Annotated in this window: 1 protein-coding gene; it reads right to left on the minus strand. The window is 69.3% G+C overall.

Features of this window, described 5'->3' with window-relative positions; genetic code table 11:
• The coding region (locus tag ACTJK8_RS32385) for an FtsK/SpoIIIE domain-containing protein (protein WP_440763216.1) at nucleotides 1–479 on the minus strand (479 nt) is incomplete at both ends.

The raw sequence follows: 479 nt of genomic DNA on the forward strand, positions 1-479 counted from the left end.
GTCGTCGGCGGTGACGGCGTCGAGGTAGCTGGGGCGGCCCTGGCGCTTGAGGTGGGCGACCACGCTCTCGACCTCGCTGTCCGAGCAGAACGGCCCGTGCACGCGCGTCGTGCGCCCGCCGCCGGCCATGAACAGCATGTCGCCCTGGCCCAGAAGCTGCTCGGCGCCCATCTCGCCCAGGATCGTGCGGCTGTCGATCTTGCTCGTCACCTGGAAGCTGATCCGGGTCGGGAAGTTCGCCTTGATCGTGCCGGTGATCACGTCCACCGACGGCCGCTGCGTGGCCATGATCAGGTGGATGCCCGCCGCCCGCGCCATCTGCGCCAGACGCTGGATCGCCCCCTCGATGTCCTTGCCGGCCACCATCATCAGGTCGGCCATCTCGTCGACCACGATCACGATGTACGGCAGCGGCGCCAGGTCCATCGCCTCGTCCTCGTACACCGCCTCGCCGGTGTGGCGGTCGAAGCCGGTCTGGA

The organism is Methylobacterium sp. 22177 (assembly GCF_052045615.1).
Lineage (GTDB): Bacteria > Pseudomonadota > Alphaproteobacteria > Rhizobiales > Beijerinckiaceae > Methylobacterium > Methylobacterium radiotolerans.